Below are 16,670 nucleotides of genomic sequence, written 5' to 3'. Positions count from 1 at the left end.
ACATCGGGGAGCACCGCGAGGAGCGGTGCGCGGTCTGCGCTGCTGATGGGGTCTCCCGGGCGGGCGGGAGGGGGGATCAGGCGGTGACGAAGTGCTCTTCCGTGTGCCCCGCGATCAGCGGCGAGAACGGAAGGGAAAGAGGCGTTTACCCCCGTGGGAGCCGGGTATGTACGGCCTCAAGTTCCGGTCCGGGCCCCCGAGGAGGGGCGCGGCACCGTCAAGCGGAAGAGCGGGTGGTACTGCACGGTCGACTTCGATCCATGGAGCCCCACCTCCTCCAGCCGGTCCCTCGTAAGGGACGGGTGACCCGAAATTCCGGGAGTACAGCGGCCGGGCTGAGAGCGTGCTTCTGCGCGCTGCCCTGACCAGCGGCCAAGCCTAGCAGTCGGCTGTCCTGTCAATCCCCGTTTTGCCCGCGCGATACGCCTTGCCTACGCGGCCTTTACGCGACGGGTCGCTTCGTGCTGACCGGCCGCCCGCGTTCCGCGTGCCCCCGCCGCGTACAGTCGCGGGCATGGCAGCCGACGTACTCGCCCTGGTGGAAGCCCGACTGAGCAGCGCGCTCGGCGAGAGCGACGCGCGCGCGGGCGTCACCTTCCTCGGCGCGGAGCGCATCGAGGTCCTGCGCTTCCTCGACACGCGCGAGGACGCCACGCCGCTCGTGCGCTACGCGACGCTCGGCATGTCCGCCGCGCCGATGGCCGACCCCTCCGCGTTCCTCGCCGACCCGGTCGAGGGCCCGCGCGCGGAACTCGTGCTCTCGGTACGGGCCGGGCGCGCCGATACGGACAAGGTCCTCCGGCCCCTCGCGGTGCTCGCCGCCTCGCCGCAGGTCGAGGGCGTCGTGATCGCGCCGGGCGCCTCGCTCGACGTGGGCGAGCCGCTGTGGCCCGGCGCTCCCTTCACCTCGGTGCTCGTCGCCGAGCCCGGCGGACTCGTCGAGACCCTCGACCTCGACCCGCCGCTCGACCCGGTCGCCTTCCTCCCCCTCCTCCCGATGACCCCCCACGAGGCCGCCTGGAAACGCGTCCACGGCGCACAGGCGCTCCAGGAGAAGTGGCTCGCGCACGGCACGGACCTGCGCGACCCGCTGCGGGGCTCCGTCCCGCTGGACTGAGTGGGGGGCCGTCCGGCCCGCGCGGGAGCGGCCGTACGGGAGCCGCCCGCATGAGGGCCGTCCGCATGAGGGCTGTCCGCATGAGGGCTGTGCGCACGGGAGCAGTCCGCGCGGGAGCCGTCCGCGCGGGAGCCGTCCGCGCGGGAGCCGTCCGCACGGGTGCCGTGCCTCGTATACGTACGAGGGCCGCGCCCTCCGCCGCCGCGCCCGGGGAGAGCCCTGCCCTCGGCGGCCCGTGTCCGCGTCCTGGCCGTGAGTGGCCGGGTCACGACCTCGGACCTTGACGGAGGCACGTGCGGCGGGGAACGTGGGCCGCATGAGGGGGGACGTCCGTTGTCCGCGCTGCGGTGGCCGGGTGAGCGCGCCCGGTCTCTTCGCCGATGAGTGGTGCTGCCCCGCGCACGGCGCCGTACCTCCCTTGCAGCCCGCGCTGCCGCCCGGTCCCGAGGAACTCGCTGCCGTGGTGCGGCGCGCGATGGTCCCGGTGTGGATGCCGTGGCCGCTCCCCGTCGGCTGGCTCTACACGGGCGCGGCCTCGGCGGGCGACGCCCGCACCGGGGCGCTCGCCACCGTCCTCGCCTGCGCGGGCCCCGGGCCGCAGGGCACGAGCGAACTCCTCCTCGTCGCCGAGCATCCCGGTCTCGGCCTCGGTGCCCACCTCGCCGGGGTGACCGGCACGGCGATCGACGAGGGCAAACCGTCGGCGGGCACCGCCCTCGCCGCCGGACTCCCCGTCACCCTGTGGCGCCTCGCCGAGGCCCCGCCCGACCGCACGGTCCTCATCGGCGACACGGACGGCGTCCGCCTGTGGCTCATCACCCGCCCCGAGGGCACGGCGGCGCTCAACCCGGAGGAACTCGTCCTCGCCGACCTCCGCGAAGCCGCGTCCGAACTGGAGTTCCTGCCGTACGGAGCACTGACAGGGACACTCCTGGAGGGCCCGCACCCCTGAGCGGGCCGGGGCCGGGGCCTGGAGTGGATCGGGGCCGGGGCCTGGAGCGGGTCGGGCTCGCGCTTCCGGGTGGGCCGGGATCGGGGCTTTGAGCGGGCCGGGCTCGCGCTCCCGGGCGGGTCGGGCTCGCGCTCCCGGGCGGGCCGCGTCCTGGCCTCGCGCGGGCCGCCCGGAGCCGTTGGCCTCACGCGGGCTTTATCCTGGAAGCCGCCCGGCGATCCCGGGTCCCACCCACTTCCCGGTACCGGCGCACACGCCCCCGTACCCGACCCCGCCCCGAAGGAGCCCGTGCCGTGCGTGTCGACCTGCACACCCACTCCACCGCCTCCGACGGCACGGACACCCCCGCCGGGCTCGTCGCCGCCGCCGCGGCGGCCGGGCTCGACGTCCTCGCGCTCACCGACCACGACACGACGCGCGGCCACGCCGAGGCCGCCGCCGCGCTCGCGACGCTCGACCGGCCCCTGACCCTCGTGCCCGGCGCCGAACTCTCCTGCCGCCTCGGCGGCACCGGCGTCCACCTCCTCGCGTACCTCTTCGACCCCGAGGAACCGGCGCTGCTCCAGGCCCGCGAGCTGATCCGCGACGACCGTGTGCCCCGGGCCAAGGCCATGGTCGAGAGCCTGCGCGGCCTCGGCGTGCCGATCACGTGGGAGCAGGTCGCGCGCATCGCCGACGGCGGCTCCGTCGGCCGCCCGCACCTCGCCTCGGCGCTCGTCGAACTCGGCGTCGTGGACACCGTGTCGGACGCCTTCACGCCCCAGTGGCTCGGCGACGGCGGACGCGCCTACGCGCCCAAGGCCGAACTCGACCCCGCCGAGGCGATCCGCCTCGTCAAGGCCGCGGGCGGCGTCAGCGTCCTCGCCCACCCGCTCGCCGCCTCGCGCGGGCGCACGCTGAGCGAGGACTCCCTCGCCGCGCTCGCCGCCGCCGGGCTCGACGGCATCGAGGCCGACCACCCCGACCACGACCCGGCGACGGCCGCGCGCGCCCACGCGCTCGCCGACGGCCTCGGCCTCCTCGCGACCGGCTCCAGCGACTACCACGGCACCCGCAAGACGATCGCGCTCGGCGCCCGCACGACCGACCCCGAGGTCTACGCCGAGATCATCCGCCGCTCCACCGGGGCCTTCCCGGTCCCCGGCGCCGGCGGAGCCGCCCGCACCGCCTGAACCACCCAGCTCCTCCGGCCGGTCCCGTCCCGGGCCCCGGCCGGTTTCCGCGCGCGCCGCCGCCCGGCCCCCCAGCGGGGCGGGAGCCGCGCCGCGGGGCGTGCGCTTCGTCATGGTTCAGGGTGCCGGTACGCGCCCCTCGCACGCCGTCCCCCCGTACACCCGCCCCCGCCGTGCCCGCAGCGCGCCGGGGAACCTCAGCAAGGCCCCACGTGTTCGACTTCGCCGTCTTCGGCTCGCTCTTCCTGACCCTCTTCGTGATCATGGACCCGCCCGGGATCACGCCGATCTTCCTCGCCCTCACCGCCGGGCGCCCCGCCAAGATGCAGCGCCACATGGCCTTCCAGGCGGTGTGCGTCGCCTTCGGCGTCATCGTCGTCTTCGGCATCCTCGGGCAGCAGATCCTCGACTACCTGCACGTCTCGGTGCCCGCGCTGATGATCGCGGGCGGGCTGCTCCTGCTCCTCATCGCGCTCGACCTGCTCACCGGCAAGACCGACGAGCCCCAGCAGACCAAGGACGTCAACGTCGCCCTCGTCCCGCTCGGCATGCCGCTCCTCGCCGGCCCCGGCGCGATCGTCTCCGTCATCCTCGCCGTGCAGCACGCCGACTCGGTGAGCACGCAGATCTCGGTGTGGTGCGCGATCCTCGCCATGCACCTCGTGCTGTGGGCGACGATGCGGTACTCGCTCGTCATCATCCGCGTCATCAAGGACGGCGGCGTCGTCCTCGTGACCCGCCTCGCGGGCATGATGCTCTCCGCGATCGCGGTCCAGCAGATCATCAACGGGATCACGCAGGTCATCAAGGGCGCGTGAGCCGTCCCGCGCGGCAAGGACGCCGGGAGCGGTACGCACGAGGGCCCCCGTCCGGCGTTCGCCGGGCGGGGGCCCTGAGTCATCATCAAAGATGCGGCGGCCGTGCGGAGGCCGTCGCGGAAACGGCGTTACGAAGCCGGAGCCTCTGCCGGGCGGATGTAGAGCCGCTGACCGATCTCGGCCGCCTGCTGAACGATCCGGTTGACGGAGGCCGCGTCCACGATCGTGCTGTCCATTGCGGAACCGGTCACGTCGTCGAGGCGCATGATCTCGAAGCGCATGGGGCTTCTCCCTTCGTCCGGGTGATCCTCCAAAGGAGAACTGTGATGCGAGGGTCTGCTACCCAGTGTCGCCCCCGTATCCGGCACGGGGCGTTGCCCGTCCGTTACGAGTGGATTGCGAGACTGGGGTACCCCCGCTCCGAATGGGTACAACGAGTTGCCCTGAGCAAACATTCCCTTGGCTAAGGAAAACATTCAACGCCCTAAGGACTTGACAGGCGGTGCCACCCGCTCTCCTCGCTCCCCCGCACACCTGCGCGCCGCCCCGCGCGGTTGTGCGCGCCCCGCGCCGGTCGGGACAATGAGCCCCCTATGAACCAGGAATCCGTGGACATCGGCGCCCGACTCGACCGCATCGACCGGCTCCTCGCCCAGATCGCGGGGGAACTCGCCGGAGCCGCGACCCACGCGATCTTCGTCGACGCCGGATATCTCTACGCGGCGGCGGGCCGGCTCGTCACGGGCACGGAGGACCGCAAGGGCTTCGAACTCGATGCCCAGGGCCTGATCGACGCGCTCGTCGACTGCGCGAGCCACGTCTTCCCGCACAGCAGACTCCTGCGCGTCTACTGGTACGACGGCGCCAGGCGCCGCATCCACACCGCCGAACAACAGTCCATCGCCGAGCTGCCCGACGTCAAGGTCCGCCTCGGCAACCTCAACGCCAACAACCAGCAGAAGGGCGTGGACTCCCTCATCCGCGGCGACCTCGAATCCCTCGCCCGCCACCGCGCCATCGGCGACGCCGTCCTCCTCGGCGGCGACGAGGACCTCGTCCCCGCCGTCGAGGCCGCGCAGGACTTCGGCGCGCGCGTCCACCTGTGGGGCATCGAGGCGCCCGAGGGCCTGCGCAACCAGGCCGACCCGCTCCTGTGGGAGGTCGACACGCAGCGCACGCTCGACCTCGCCTTCCTCAAGCCGTACGCGGTCCGCCGCACCGTCGTCACCTTCGACGACGCCGTCGTCCCCCGTCCCACCTGGGACGACGTCCACTTCGTCGGCAAGCGCGTCGCCGCCACCTGGTACAGCACCAAGGGCCCCGAGACCCTCGCGGCGCTCCTCCCCGGGCCCTACCTCCCCGGCCCGGTCGACCAGGACCTCCTCATCGAGGCCGAGGCGCTCCTCCAGTACTCCCTGCGCGCCCAGCCCGACCTGCGCCGCGCCCTGCGCGACGGCTTCTGGGAGCACGTGAGGACCCTCTTCCCGACCCCGGACAGCGCGCCGGAAGCGGGACCGCGGGGCTGAGGGGCGGGGCCGCGGCGCTCCGGGGCCGCGGCCTCACCCCCCCGGGGCCCGGGTCCTCACTCCGCCGGGTGCGCGTCCCAGAAGGCGAGCAGGGCCTCCGCCGTCTCCTTCGGGCGGTCCGTGTTGGGGGAGTGCCCCGCGCCCGCGACCCGGGTCCTCGGCGCCCCGAGCCGCAGCGCCATCGCGTCCAGCCACTCGACCGGCCACGTGTCGTCGCTCTCGCCCGACACGACGTGCACCGGCACCCCGCTCGCGGCCAGCTCCTCGACCCGGTCCGGCTCGGTCGCCAACTGCTTCCCGGTGGTGAGGAGTTGCACGGTACGGGTACGGAGCCACCGCTCCCGCAGCCGGCGGTCCCGCTCGGTGGCCGGGCGCGCGGCGGCCTCGGCGGCCTCGGGGGACTCCAGCGCCGCCATGGCCTCCCACACGGCGCCCTTCTCCATCGCGCCGAGCGCCTGCGAGAGCAGCGCGAGCTTCTCGATCTGCCCCTGGGAGGTCGCCGCGGGCCCGGCGGACATGATCGTGAGGCTCACGAAGAGGGCGGGCTCGGCGATGACGGCGGCGCGCGAGATGAGCCCGCCGAGCGAGTGCCCGAGCAGGTGGGCGCGCCCGCCGAGCGCCCGCGCGAGCGCGCGCACGTCGGCGGCGAGCTCCTCGGGCGCGTACGCCTCGGGCGACTCGGGACCCTCGGTCTCGTACTGCCCCCTGCCGTCGACGGAGACGACGCGGTAGCCCCCGGCGCCGAGCGCGGGCAGGAGCGGCAGGAAGTCCTCCTTGCTCCCCGTGAAGCCGGGCAGCAGCAGCGCCACGGGTGCCCGCGCGTCGCCGCTCGCGAGCGCGGCGAACTCCCCGCGCGCGGTCGGGACCGTGAGGCGGTCGGTGCCGGGCGGGGGGACGAAGGTGGGCGGCCTGCTCATGAGACGGAGGCTAGCGGGCCGCGCGGGGCTTGTCGCGGGCCCGCCCGCGAGGGGCGCGGGGGCGTGGACAGCGCGCGACCCCGGGACCTTGTCGCAGGTCCCGGGGTCGGCAACGCGGGTTCAGCCGTCGACCGGTCTCCCGGTCGGCACCGTCAGTCCTCGGCGGTCTCGGCCGCGGGGCGGCGCGTACGCGTGCGGCGGCGCGGCTTGCGCGCGGCGCCCGTGCCCTCACCGGACTCCGCCGGGGCAGCCGCGGTCGCGACCGGCTCGGCCGTCCGCTTCTGCTCCGGCACCTCGGCACCCGAGCGGGCGACGGCGGTGGCGGCGGAGCGGGTACGGCGGCGGCGCGGCTTGCGCGGCGCGTCGTCGGCGCCGTCACCGGCCGCGGGCGCCTCGGCGCCCTGCTCGCCCGTGGCAGCCGTGACCGGCTCGCCGTTGCGGGTGCGACGACGGCGGCGCGGGGCGCGGGGCTCGCGCTCCTCGGCGGCCTTCTCCTGCGGACGGGAGTTTTTGGGGTCCTCCGTACGGGTGCCGCCGCGACCACCGGCCGGGGCGGCACCGCGCTTGCCGCGACCGCCCGTCTCGCCCAGGTCCTCGACCTGCTCGGCGTCCAGGCCCGCGCGGGTGCGCTCGCTGCGCGGCAGGACACCCTTCGTGCCCGCCGGGATCCTCAGTTCCTCGAAGAGGTGCGGCGAGGTCGAGTACGTCTCGGCGGGGTCGGGGAAGCCGAGGCCGAGCGCCTTGTTGATGAGCTGCCAGCGCGGGATGTCGTCCCAGTCGACGAGCGTGACGGCCGTACCGGAGCGGCCCGCGCGACCCGTACGGCCGATGCGGTGCAGGTAGGTCTTCTCGTCCTCGGGCGTCTGGTAGTTGATGACGTGCGTGACGCCCTCGACGTCGATGCCGCGCGCGGCGACGTCGGTGCACACGAGCACGTCGACCTTGCCGTTGCGGAAGGCCCGCAGGGCCTGCTCGCGCGCGCCCTGGCCGAGGTCGCCGTGCACCGCCCCGGCGGCGAAGCCGCGGCGCTGGAGCTGCTCGGAGATGTCGGCGGCCGTGCGCTTGGTCCGGCAGAAGATCATCACGAGCCCGCGGCCCTCGGCCTGGAGGATGCGCGCGACCATCTCGGGCTTGTCCATCGAGTGCGCGCGGAAGACGTGCTGCTCGGTGTTGGCGACGGTGGCGCCCTCGTCGTCGGGCGAGGTCGCGTTGATGTGCGTGGGCTGCGACATGTAGCGGCGCGCGAGGGAGACGACGGCGCCCGGCATCGTCGCCGAGAAGAGCATCGTCTGCCGCTTCACGGGCAGCATGGCGACGATCTTCTCGACGTCGGGCAGGAAGCCGAGGTCGAGCATCTCGTCGGCCTCGTCGAGCACGAGGGCCCGCACCTTGCTGAGGTCGAGCTTGCGCTGACCGGCGAGGTCGAGGAGACGGCCCGGGGTGCCGACGACGACGTCGACGCCCTTCTTGAGCGCCTCGACCTGCGGCTCGTAGGCACGGCCCCCGTATATGGCGAGGACGCGGACGTCGCGCACCTTGCCGGCGGTCTGGAGGTCGTTGGTCACCTGCGTGCACAGCTCGCGGGTGGGCACGACGACGAGGGCCTGCGGCGCCTCGCTGAGCTTGTCCGGGGTCGCGCGGCCGGCCTCGACGTCGGCGGCGACGGTCACCCGCTCCAGGAGCGGGAGGCCGAAGCCGAGCGTCTTGCCGGTCCCGGTCTTGGCCTGGCCGATCACATCGGAGCCGGACAGGGCGACGGGCAGGGTCAGTGACTGGATGGGAAAGGGGGAGACGATGCCGACGGCTTCCAGCGCCTCGGCCGTCTCGGGGAGAATCCCCAGGTCCCGAAAAGTCTGCGTAGTCAGGATGTTGCCTCTTCGTTAAGGCGGTACGAGGGAACATGAGGGGTCTTGACCGTGCCGCGGACCGCCGGCCGCTGTAACGGGGACGGGCCGGCCGGGTCGCGTCGCGGGACCTCTGCCCACGCTCACAGCGCTCATACCGCTGAGGGCCCCTCGGAAGCCGTACGCGCGAAACGCGCGGGCGGCCGGGAGGGCTGTCGGGTCGGAGCCGATCGGGCCACCGACCGGGCATCCTCGGTACACCCGCTGAACACATGGACATATTCGGCGGGCTCCTTTACCACCATACCCCCAAAGCCCGCAGGCGTGTCGGTTCAAGGCCACACGTAGTGGTCATCACACCTGTCGGCCGCACGGGTGCGCGGTCCCCGGCGCGGGCTATTGTGCGGTCATGGAGACGTCAGACACCGCCGCCGCGACCACCGCCCGCGACTGGGCCGCGAGCTCCGCCGAGCCGCACTACAGGGACGCGGTCGTCGACCTCCTCGGCGCCCTCGCCTACGGCGAGCTGGCCGCCTTCGAGCGCCTCGCCGAGGACGCCAAGCTCGCCCCGGGCCTCAAGGACAAGGCGGAGCTGGCCAAGATGGCCTCCGCCGAGTTCCACCACTTCGAGAAGCTGCGCGACCGGCTCACCGAGATCGACGCCGAGCCCGCCGAGGCGATGCAGCCCTTCGCGACCGCGCTCGACGCCTTCCACCAGCAGACGGCGCCCTCGGACTGGCTGGAGGGGCTGGTCAAGGCGTACGTGGGCGACTCGATCGCGAGCGACTTCTACCGCGAGGTCGCGGTGCGCCTCGACACGGACACGAAGGACCTCGTCCTCACCGTCCTCGCCGACACGGGGCACGCGGACTTCGCCGTCGAGAAGGTGCGCGCCGCGATCGAGGCGGACCCGCGCGTCGGGGGCCGCCTCGCGCTGTGGGCGCGGCGCCTGATGGGCGAGGCCCTCTCGCAGGCGCAGCGGGTCGTGGCGGACCGCGACGCCCTCTCGACGATGCTCGTCGGCGGGCTGGCGGACGGCTTCGACCTCGCGGAGGTGGGCCGGATGTTCTCGCGGATCACGGAGGCGCACACGAAGCGGATGGCGGCGCTGGGCCTGGCCTCCTGAGCCCGGCCGCCCGGCCGACGGGGCGGCGTCGGGACCGGGTGCCGGAGCGACGCGCCGGGACGGCGGGACTCGGGGCGGGGCCCGACGGCTTCGCCCGCTGACGGTTTCCGGCCATTTTCCGGCGGCACGGGGGAGCCCGTACGGGGGCGGCGGCTCGTACGCGCCCCGGCGGCGGGTGCCGCTCAGGCGGTGACGCGCTCGCGCGGTCGTTCCGGGAAGCTCTCGGGCCGGGGCAGCAGCGAGAGCAGCGCCGCCGTGACGGCGGTCGCCGCGAGGAGGCTCAGCGGCCGGTGGCCGGGGCCGAGGGAGCTGTGCGCCACGAAGGCGCCGAAGAGCCCGCCCACCCCGCCCGTCGCGTACACCAGCGCCTGGTGCGGCAGCCGCCCCGGCAACCGGCGCAGGGCCACGGCGGCGAGCACGAGACCGAGCACGGCGGCCCCCAGCGCTTCCACGATCATGCGGTCCTCCCGGCATCGACGGTCAATTCGGTCGAAGCCGTCCTACCCCCGCCCCGCCGCCACAACCCCGCCGGTCGCCGGTGAACGCGGGTTCGGGAGGTCGCCCGGCGGGCGGAGACCGCCCGGCCCGCGCGCACGAAAAGAGGCGGCCCCCCGCGGGGACCGCCTCCTCGGCGCCCGGACGGCCGGGCGGCGCGGGCTCAGGCCACGCCGAAGCCGACCTTGCGGGGAGCGGACTCGCCGATCTCCACGTACGCGAGCTTCGCGGCGGGGACGAGGATCTTGCGGCCCTTGTCGTCCTCCAGGCTCAGCAGCGGGGACGTGCCCCCGAGCGCGTCGGCCACGGCCTTCTCGACCTCGTCGGCGCTCTGCCCGCTCTCGACAACGATCTCGCGCGGCGCGTGCTGCACCCCGATCTTGACCTCCACGGCTATGTCCCTCCGACGGTCACCGATGTGCGCGACACAGCGCGCCGTACGCGCCCCACATTAGCCCGGCGAGGGGACCCCGCTGAGCGGAGCCCGGCACGCCCTGAGCGAACACGCGCGAGGCGGCGCCGTACGGGGCGGGCACCGCCGTGCCCGCGCCGCCCGGTCGCCGGGTGCCCGCCTCAGTCGCCCTGCGCCTGCTCGCTCCCGTACAGCGGGAAGCCCGCGATGCCGCGCCAGGCGAGCGAGGCGAGCAACTGGACCGCCGTGTCGCGCGGCACGCTGCGGTCGCTGTGCAGCCAGGAGCGGGCCACGACCTGCGCGAGGCCGCCGAGCCCGGAGGCGAGCAGCATCGACTCGTCGCGCGAGAGGCCCGTGTCCTCCGCGATGACGTCGCAGATCGCCTCCGCGCACTGCGCCGTTACCCGGTCCACGCGCTCGCGCACCGCGGGCTCGTTGGTCAGGTCCGACTCGAAGACGAGCCGGAAGGCGCCGCCGTCGTCCTCGACGTAGCCGAAGTAGGCGTCCATCGTCGCCTGCACGCGCTGCTTGTTGTCCGTCGTCGAGGCGAGCGCCGCGCGCACCGCCTGGAGCAACGCCTCGCAGTGCTGGTCGAGCAGCGCGAGGTACAGGTCGAGCTTCCCGGGGAAGTGCTGGTAGAGGACCGGCTTGCTCACCCCGGCGCGCTCGGCGATGTCGTCCATCGCCGCCGCGTGGTAGCCCTGCGCGACGAAGACCTCCTGCGCCGCGCCGAGGAGCTGGTTCCGGCGCGCGCGGCGCGGCAGCCGGGTGCCCCTCGGGCGCGCTGCCTCTGTCTGCTCGATGGCGCTCACGCCGCCTCCCAGGTTCGTTGCCTTCACGGAACGGTGCCCGCGCCCGCCATCGTACTTTTCGGTAACCGCCCTGTGCGCGCCCTGCGGCAGCTTTTCACCAGGCGGACACGGGCTTTGTGCTGGTCACGGCCGTGTCGGGACGATAGAGACGGGTTTGGCGGAGGTACGGCGGTACGGGGCCCGCCCGGGGGCGCCGACGCGGTGCCGCCGGAGCGGGCGCGGGCGGTCGCGCCGGGCGGTCAGCGGTACTCCTCCTCGTCCTCCTCGACGACGAGTTCCTGCTCCGCGTGGTCCGCCTCGTCCACCGCCTCGTGGTCCTTGCGCTCCAGCGAGGGGTGCTCCTCCTCGCCCTCGAAGGTCTCGGGCTCCTCCGGGTCCGCCGGAGGCTCCTCGGCTCGCGGTTCCTGCGGATCGATCGTCATGGCACTCGCCTTTCGGGCCCGGGTGACACGGAGCGGACGGAGCACGGACCGCGGCCCTCGTCCTGTTTGTCAGGGTACGTCGCCTCCGTACCCCGGTGTGACCGCCCGCACAGGCTCCCCGCGCGTGACCCTCTCGTAACATGGCCGCGTGTCCCCGGAACCGTCTTCCCTGCCCGCCGCCGCCGAACCCCGGGTGAGCCCCGTCCCTGTCGCCCCGGGCGAGGAGCTGCGCACCCGCCACCTGCCGGGCCGCACGCTCGCCGTGCGCTCCGTGCCGCCCCCGCGCGAGGGACTGCCCCCGGCCCTGTACGTGCACGGGCTCGGCGGCTCCTCGCTCAACTGGTCCGCGCTGCTGCGGCTGCTGCGCGAGGACCTGGAGGGCGAGGCGCTCGACCTGCCGGGTTTCGGGGACTCCCCGCCGCCCGACGACGGCGACTACGGCATCTCGGCGCAGGCCCGCTCCGTCGTCGCGCTCCTGGAGGCGCGCGGGCGCGGCCCCGTGCACCTCGTCGGCAACTCGATGGGCGGCGCCATCGTCACCCGAGTGGCCGCCGCGCGCCCCGACCTCGTCCGCACCCTCACGCTCGTCTCGCCCGCCCTCCCGGAGATACGGGTGCAGCGCAGCGCCGTGCCCACCGGGCTGCTCGCCGTCCCCGGCGTCACCGCGCTCTTCCACCGCATCTCGCGGGACTGGACCGCCGAGGACCGGGTGCGCGGCGTGCTCGCGCTCTGCTACGGCGATCCCCGGCGCGTCGACGAGGCCGGGTTCCGGCAGGCGGTCGCCGAGATGGAACGGCGCCTGACGCTCCCGTACTTCTGGGACGCGATGACCCGCTCCGCGCGCGCGATCGTCAACGCGTACACGCTCGGCGGGCAGCACAATCTGTGGCGCCAGGCCGAACGCGTCCTCGCGCCCACGCTCCTCGTCTACGGCGCCCGTGACCAGCTCGTCTCGTACCGCATGGCCCGCAAGGCGGCCAGGTCGTTCCGTGATTCCCGGCTGCTGACCCTGCCCGAGGCGGGCCACGTCGCGATGATGGAATACCCCGAGACCGTCGCGGACGCGATCCGTACGCACGTGAGACGGAACGGGCGGGACGACTGAGAACGGCGGGTAGCGTGCTCCCTGCCCGGTAGGGGCCGCTTTCCGCGAATACGGCGACTTCGCCCCGTGCGGCGGCTACGTTGCCCCGAGCGGCGCGGACCCTGCCCCCGTGCCGCGCGCACACTGCCTCGTACGGCGCGGACGCCGCCCGGGGCGAGCGCGTAGGTTGCGGGGAGGGGCGCGCTCCGCGAAGGGGCCGCAGGCCGGGTACGGAACGCCGGGCGGCGACGCCGGGGCCGGGCGCCGATGCCGGAACCGGAACGCCACCGGCCCGGAGCACCGGGGCCCGGGACGCCCGGGTCCGGAACACAGCGACCGGAACACAGCGACCGGAACACAGCGAGACGACAGCGCGAGACAGGAAGCCGAGGGACCGCGTGGGACGACACCGCCGTCCGCCGAACCCGCAGGACCGTACGCCGGGCGCGGCCTCCGCCCCGCCGTCCCCCGATGCCGCCCGCGCGAGAGCCCGCGAGGTCCCGGCCCAGGGCGCCCCGGGCGCGGCGCCGCGCCCTCAGGACGCCCCCGCGCCGCGCGCCCAGCCACCCGCGCCGCGCGCGGCGGCCGAGGGGCCGGAGTTCCGCCAGCCGCTGCCCCCCGCCCGCACCCCCGCACCCCACGTGCGCGGCCCGCACCCCGAGGCCGCCGAGCCCGCGCGGCCCGGCGTGAGCGAGGGACTGCTCGGCGGCGGGGAGCGAGAGGACGCGCCGGACGACGGACCCCGGCGCGACTACCTCGACGCCTTCGACCGGCCCTTCGGCGCCCCCGCGACGCCCGCCGCCCCCGCCCGCGCCGAGGGCGCGCGGCCCGGCACGGACGACGAGGACGACGTCGACCTCTTCACGCCCCGTACCAGGACCCCGCCGCCCCCCGGCGCCGCCACCCCGGACGCGGAGGGCGCGAAGGCCGGGGACGGCGACGGCGGGGACGGGGAGGGCGACGGCCCCGCGCGCACCGCCGGGGCCGGTCGCGGCGGGCACAAGGGGCGGCTCCTCGCCGGGGCCTGCGCCGCCGCGCTCACGCTCGGCCTCGCGGTCGCCGTCTCCGGGCAGCACCACGACGGCGCGACGTCGCTCGACGCGAAGACGCAGGCCGCGCCGCCCTCCGTGGACGCCAAGCGGTCCGTGCCCAGCGAGCGCCCCTCGCCCTCCGCCCCGCCCACGTACGACGAGCTGATGGGCCGCACGTACCCGCTCGCCGCCGACGCCAAGGGGCCCGGGACCTTCACGACCGTCCCGGGCAGCGCGCGGGCCCCGCGCCAGGGCGCGCGACTGCTGAGCTACCGCGTCGACGTCGAGGACGGCCTCAAGCTCGACGGGCAGCTCTTCGCCGACGCCGTGCAGAAGACCCTCAACGACGACCGGAGCTGGGCCCACCAGCGCCAGCGCGCCTTCCAGCGGATCTCCGAGGGGCAGCCCGATTTCGTCGTGACCCTCGCGAGCCCGGGGACGACCGCCGACTGGTGCGCCAAGTCCGGGCTCGACACGACCGTCGACAACGTCTCGTGCGACTCCGCGGCGACCCCCCGCGTCATGATCAACGCCTACCGCTGGGCGCAGGGCTCGACGACGTACGGCGACGCGATCCACCCGTACCGGCAGATGCTCATCAACCACGAGGTCGGCCACCGGCTCGGGCACAACCACGTGAGCTGCACCCAGGACGGACAGCTCGCGCCGGTCATGCAGCAGCAGACGAAATTCCTCGACCACGACGGCATCACCTGCCTGCCCAACCCCTGGCCCTACCCCAAGAACTGACGGAACGACAGACGGGGCGCGAGGCCGGTCGGGGTCCGAATGTGACCGGTCTCGCTTTGACACCTGTCCGTGTATCGATCATATTTTTGCGCATGTCGAACGCCCGCATCACGCCGCAGTACGCCTTTGAGCTCGCGCTCATCGGTGTCACCGCGCTGTGCGTGGCCGACATCATCTGTCTCTGACCCCGCGTTCCCCCGACGCCCGCCGTTCTCCTCCTCGGCCCCGCGTCGGTGTCTCTCGCAACGCTCCGGGTCGCACCCCTGTCGCCAGCCCCTTTTCCCAGGACGCGCGCCTTCCCCGCACCCCCGGAGCGCCCCCACTCCGGCCCGTCGTGCGTGCCGCCCGTTCAAGGAATTCCGCATGTCCCGTTCCCCCCTGCCCGGCTCCGCCCGCAGATCCGTCCGTACGCGCGGGACCGCCGCGCTCGTCGTGAGCCTCGTCCTCGCCGGGGGCCTCGCCGCCTGCGGCCCGGACGACAGCGACTCCGCCTCCTCCGGCCCGGCCAAGGGCGGTGCCACGGGGGCGAGCGGCGCCCCGCACAAGGGCGGCACCCTCACCGTCCTCAACGCGCAGCCCACCACCGACTTCGACCCCGCCCGGCTCTACACCTCCGGCGGCGGCAACATCCCCTCGCTCGTCTTCCGCACCCTCACGACGCGCGCCCGCGAGAACGGCGCCGCCGGCTCCAAGGTCGTCCCCGACCTCGCGACGGACACCGGGACCCCGAGCAAGAACGCCACGGTGTGGACGTACCACCTCAAGAAGGGCCTGAAGTACGAGGACGGCTCGCCCATCACGAGCGCCGACATCAAGTACGGCATCGAGCGCTCCTTCGCGGGCGAGCTGTCCGGCGGCGCCCCGTACCTGCGCGACTGGCTCATCGGCGGAGCGGACTACCAGGGCCCGTACAAGGACAAGGGCAAGGGCCTCGACTCGATCGAGACGCCGGACGACCTCACGATCGTCTTCCATCTGAACAAGCCCGAGGGCGAGTTCCCCTTCCTCGCCACGCAGACGCAGTTCGCGCCCGTGCCGAAGAAGAAGGACACCGGCACGAAGTACGAGAGCCACCCCGTCTCCTCGGGCCCGTACAAGGTCGTCTCGAACGAGAACGACGGCGAGCGCATCACCCTCGCGCGCAACACCCAGTGGTCCGCGGGCAACGACGACCAGCGCAAGGCGTACCCCGACAAGATCGACGTCCGCTCCGGGCTCGACTCCGCCGTCATCAACCAGCGGCTTTCGGCCAGTGTCGGCAAGGACGCCGCCGCGATCACGACCGACACCAACCTCGGCCCCGCCGAACTCGCCAAGGTCACCGGCGACAAGAAGCTCGCCTCGCGCGTCGGCACCGGGCACTTCGGCTACACGAACTACCTCGCCTTCAACCCGAAGGTGAAGCCCTTCGACAACCCGAAGGTCCGCGAGGCCATCGCCTACGCCGTCAACCGCACCTCCGTCGTCAACGCCGCGGGCGGCTCCGCGCTCGCCGAGCCCGCCACGACCTTCCTGCCCGACCAGAAGTCCTTCGGCTACACGAAGTACGACCCCTTCCCGGCCGGGGACAGCGGCAACCCGCAAAAGGCCAAGGAGCTGCTGAAGGAGGCAGGTTACGGCAAGGGCCTCACGATCACGCTCTACCACAACAACGCGAAGAACTTCGCGACGAGCCCCGAGGTCGCGACCGCCCTCCAGGACGCCCTCGCCAAGGCCGGTGTCAAGGTCAGGCTCAAGGGCCTCGAATCGAGCGACTACAGCGACACCGTCTACAGCGTGAAGACCGAGCCCGGCGCCTTCCTCGCCGGGTGGGGAGCCGACTGGCCCTCCGGCGGGCCCTTCCTCGGCCCGATCTTCGACGGCCGCCAGATCGTCGAGGACGGCTACAACTTCAACTCCGGCCGCCTGAACGACCCCGCGGTGAACAAGGAGATCGACGAGATCAACAAGGTCACCGACCTCGACGAGGCCGCGAAGCGCTGGGGCGCGCTGGACAAGAAGATCGGCGAGCAGGCCCTCACCGTGCCGCTCTTCCACCCCGTCTACAAGCGGCTCGTCGGCACCGCCGTCAAGAACGTCGTGATCAGCGACTGGACCGGCGTGCTCGACATCTCGCAGGTCGCGGTCAAGTAGCGGCGCGCACGGGGGCGGTACGGGACCGGGGCGACCGGTCGCGTACCGCCCCCCGCCCC

Annotated in this window: 16 protein-coding genes and 1 pseudogene; 10 read left to right on the top strand and 7 right to left on the bottom strand. The window is 74.0% G+C overall.

Annotated features, from left to right (window positions below; genetic code table 11):
• Positions 1-514 precede the first annotated feature (514 nt).
• From STTU_RS10070 to STTU_RS10055, 4 genes are all read left to right on the top strand, one after another.
• Positions 515-1,117, top strand: a complete 603-nt coding sequence (locus STTU_RS10070; protein WP_007822380.1) for a suppressor of fused domain protein — start codon at positions 515-517, stop codon at positions 1,115-1,117.
• Positions 1,118-1,433: 316 nt separating this feature from the next.
• Positions 1,434-2,069 (top strand): DUF6758 family protein, encoded by a 636-nt coding sequence (locus STTU_RS10065; protein ID WP_199785009.1) that lies wholly within the window; start codon positions 1,434-1,436, stop codon positions 2,067-2,069.
• 293 nt (positions 2,070-2,362) lie between these two features.
• A complete protein-coding gene (locus tag STTU_RS10060) occupies positions 2,363-3,241 on the top strand; it encodes a PHP domain-containing protein (protein ID WP_007822376.1) in 879 nt (292 codons plus the stop codon).
• A 212-nt stretch (positions 3,242-3,453) separates the two neighbouring features.
• Positions 3,454-4,059 carry a MarC family protein gene (locus tag STTU_RS10055; protein ID WP_007822374.1) on the top strand — a complete coding sequence of 202 codons (606 nt, stop codon included), beginning with the start codon at positions 3,454-3,456 and terminating at the stop codon, positions 4,057-4,059.
• Positions 4,060-4,187: 128 nt separating this feature from the next.
• Here the strand turns inward: STTU_RS10055 and STTU_RS34895 are convergent, their stop codons facing one another.
• Entirely contained in the window at positions 4,188-4,340 is a 153-nt protein-coding gene (locus STTU_RS34895) for a hypothetical protein (protein ID WP_008745760.1), read from the bottom strand.
• Positions 4,341-4,652: 312 nt separating this feature from the next.
• On the opposite strand from STTU_RS34895, the gene STTU_RS10050 reads away from it, so the two are divergent.
• Positions 4,653-5,585 (top strand): NYN domain-containing protein, encoded by a 933-nt coding sequence (locus STTU_RS10050; protein ID WP_007822369.1) that lies wholly within the window; start codon positions 4,653-4,655, stop codon positions 5,583-5,585.
• A 56-nt stretch (positions 5,586-5,641) separates the two neighbouring features.
• Here STTU_RS10050 and STTU_RS10045 read toward each other — a convergent pair whose 3' ends face one another.
• Both STTU_RS10045 and STTU_RS10040 read right to left on the bottom strand, forming a co-directional pair.
• Positions 5,642-6,502: an alpha/beta fold hydrolase gene (locus tag STTU_RS10045; protein WP_007822367.1), complete on the bottom strand. Its 861-nt coding sequence runs from the start codon at positions 6,500-6,502 to the stop codon at positions 5,642-5,644.
• Positions 6,503-6,657: 155 nt separating this feature from the next.
• Positions 6,658-8,404: pseudogene (locus STTU_RS10040) on the bottom strand (DEAD/DEAH box helicase); the annotation flags it as partial.
• A gap of 351 nt (positions 8,405-8,755) precedes the next feature.
• On the opposite strand from STTU_RS10040, the gene STTU_RS10035 reads away from it, so the two are divergent.
• Positions 8,756-9,472, top strand: a complete 717-nt coding sequence (locus tag STTU_RS10035; protein WP_007822363.1) for a ferritin-like fold-containing protein — start codon at positions 8,756-8,758, stop codon at positions 9,470-9,472.
• A 182-nt stretch (positions 9,473-9,654) separates the two neighbouring features.
• Here STTU_RS10035 and STTU_RS10030 read toward each other — a convergent pair whose 3' ends face one another.
• The 4 genes from STTU_RS10030 to STTU_RS10015 all read right to left on the bottom strand — a co-directional run bounded on the left by STTU_RS10030 (position 9,655) and on the right by STTU_RS10015 (position 11,613).
• Complete coding sequence (locus tag STTU_RS10030) at positions 9,655-9,930, bottom strand: hypothetical protein (RefSeq protein ID WP_007822361.1); 276 nt, start codon at positions 9,928-9,930, stop codon at positions 9,655-9,657.
• Between the two features lie 200 nt (positions 9,931-10,130).
• A complete protein-coding gene (locus STTU_RS10025) occupies positions 10,131-10,358 on the bottom strand; it encodes a DUF3107 domain-containing protein (protein WP_007822359.1) in 228 nt (75 codons plus the stop codon).
• Between the two features lie 182 nt (positions 10,359-10,540).
• Positions 10,541-11,191 carry a TetR/AcrR family transcriptional regulator gene (locus STTU_RS10020; RefSeq protein ID WP_009068569.1) on the bottom strand — a complete coding sequence of 217 codons (651 nt, stop codon included), beginning with the start codon at positions 11,189-11,191 and terminating at the stop codon, positions 10,541-10,543.
• 239 nt (positions 11,192-11,430) lie between these two features.
• On the bottom strand, positions 11,431-11,613 hold the full coding sequence (locus tag STTU_RS10015) for a hypothetical protein (protein WP_007822348.1): 183 nt from the start codon (positions 11,611-11,613) through the stop codon (positions 11,431-11,433).
• A 148-nt stretch (positions 11,614-11,761) separates the two neighbouring features.
• Here STTU_RS10015 and STTU_RS10010 point away from each other — a divergent pair, with 148 nt between their 5' ends.
• The 4 genes from STTU_RS10010 (at position 11,762) to STTU_RS10000 (ending at position 16,611) form a co-directional block, all read left to right on the top strand.
• Positions 11,762-12,718 (top strand): alpha/beta fold hydrolase, encoded by a 957-nt coding sequence (locus tag STTU_RS10010; protein WP_007822346.1) that lies wholly within the window; start codon positions 11,762-11,764, stop codon positions 12,716-12,718.
• Positions 12,719-13,095: 377 nt separating this feature from the next.
• Entirely contained in the window at positions 13,096-14,478 is a 1,383-nt protein-coding gene (locus STTU_RS10005) for a DUF3152 domain-containing protein (protein ID WP_007822344.1), read from the top strand.
• 92 nt (positions 14,479-14,570) lie between these two features.
• Entirely contained in the window at positions 14,571-14,663 is a 93-nt protein-coding gene (locus tag STTU_RS36040; RefSeq protein WP_010272445.1) for an Ms4533A family Cys-rich leader peptide, read from the top strand.
• Positions 14,664-14,841: 178 nt separating this feature from the next.
• Positions 14,842-16,611 (top strand): ABC transporter substrate-binding protein, encoded by a 1,770-nt coding sequence (locus tag STTU_RS10000; protein WP_007822340.1) that lies wholly within the window; start codon positions 14,842-14,844, stop codon positions 16,609-16,611.
• Positions 16,612-16,670 lie beyond the last annotated feature (59 nt).

It is taken from the genome of Streptomyces sp. Tu6071 (assembly GCF_000213055.1).
In the GTDB taxonomy this organism is placed as follows: Bacteria; Actinomycetota; Actinomycetes; order Streptomycetales; family Streptomycetaceae; genus Streptomyces; species Streptomyces evansiae.
This window is presented reverse-complemented; position numbering and strand designations above follow the sequence as displayed.

Bases quoted from the DNA above. Each gene is read 5' to 3' on its own strand.
- STTU_RS10070 (WP_007822380.1), top strand. From the start codon at position 515: ATGGCAGCCGACGTACTCGCCCTGGTGGAAGCCCGACTGAGCAGCGCG.
- STTU_RS10065 (WP_199785009.1), top strand. From the start codon at position 1,434: ATGAGGGGGGACGTCCGTTGTCCGCGCTGCGGTGGCCGGGTGAGCGCG.
- STTU_RS34895 (WP_008745760.1), bottom strand. From the start codon at position 4,340: ATGCGCTTCGAGATCATGCGCCTCGACGACGTGACCGGTTCCGCAATG.
- STTU_RS10050 (WP_007822369.1), top strand. From the start codon at position 4,653: ATGAACCAGGAATCCGTGGACATCGGCGCCCGACTCGACCGCATCGAC.
- STTU_RS10045 (WP_007822367.1), bottom strand. From the start codon at position 6,502: ATGAGCAGGCCGCCCACCTTCGTCCCCCCGCCCGGCACCGACCGCCTC.
- STTU_RS10035 (WP_007822363.1), top strand. From the start codon at position 8,756: ATGGAGACGTCAGACACCGCCGCCGCGACCACCGCCCGCGACTGGGCC.
- STTU_RS10030 (WP_007822361.1), bottom strand. From the start codon at position 9,930: ATGATCGTGGAAGCGCTGGGGGCCGCCGTGCTCGGTCTCGTGCTCGCC.
- STTU_RS10015 (WP_007822348.1), bottom strand. From the start codon at position 11,613: ATGACGATCGATCCGCAGGAACCGCGAGCCGAGGAGCCTCCGGCGGAC.
- STTU_RS36040 (WP_010272445.1), top strand. From the start codon at position 14,571: ATGTCGAACGCCCGCATCACGCCGCAGTACGCCTTTGAGCTCGCGCTC.
- STTU_RS10000 (WP_007822340.1), top strand. From the start codon at position 14,842: ATGTCCCGTTCCCCCCTGCCCGGCTCCGCCCGCAGATCCGTCCGTACG.